Consider the following 668-nt stretch of genomic DNA (forward strand, 5'->3'; position numbering starts at 1 on the left):
GGCGACCGGGCCGTCGAGATCCACGCCACCCACGGCGACCCCGACTCCCCCGTGCTGGCCGCCGCCGACACCGCCGGACCGGAACCCGAGGGCCTGTCCCCGGCCGCGTACGTCGAGTACGCGCTCGCCCAGTGCGCGCGGCGGGGCATCGACGTGTTCGTGCCCCGGCTGCACCAGTCGGCGATCGTCGCGCACCGCGCCGAGTTCGAGGCGGTCGGCACGGCGCTGCTGGCACCGCCGCCCGAGGCGGTGGCCCTCTTCCGGGACAAGGTGATCGCCTACGAGGCGGTGCAGTCGATCGGGGTGCCCGTGCCGCCGTGGTGGCGCGTCCGGTCCGCCGACGAACTCGTCGCGGCTGTCGAGGAGTTGGAGGGCCAGGGGTACCGGGCCTGCTTCAAGCCGGCGTCCGGCGCGGGCGGAGTGGGTTTTCGTGTGATCACGCGGGCGCCCTTCTCCCTCACCCAGCTGAGCGGTTTCCCGAGTCCGTACGTGCCGCTCGACCTGGTGCTGGACGCGCTCCGGCGGGCGGACGAGCCGGTGGACTGGCTGGTGATGCCGCGGCTCGAACAGCCCGAGGTGTCGGTGGACTGCCTCACCGGCCCCGACAACCGGATCCGGCTGGCGGTCGGCCGCACCAAGAACGGCCGCCGCCGGGGCTTCACGCTGCA

1 protein-coding gene is annotated in these 668 nt (G+C 74.3%); it reads left to right on the forward strand.

The window, feature by feature from the left end; genetic code table 11:
• Positions 1 to 668 (forward strand): ATP-grasp domain-containing protein (locus B7L92_RS37185; RefSeq protein WP_174704079.1); only part of this gene is annotated, 668 nt, incomplete at both ends.

Origin of the sequence: Streptomyces viridosporus (assembly GCF_002078235.1) — a bacterium.
Taxonomy (GTDB): domain Bacteria; phylum Actinomycetota; class Actinomycetes; order Streptomycetales; family Streptomycetaceae; genus Streptomyces; species Streptomyces viridosporus.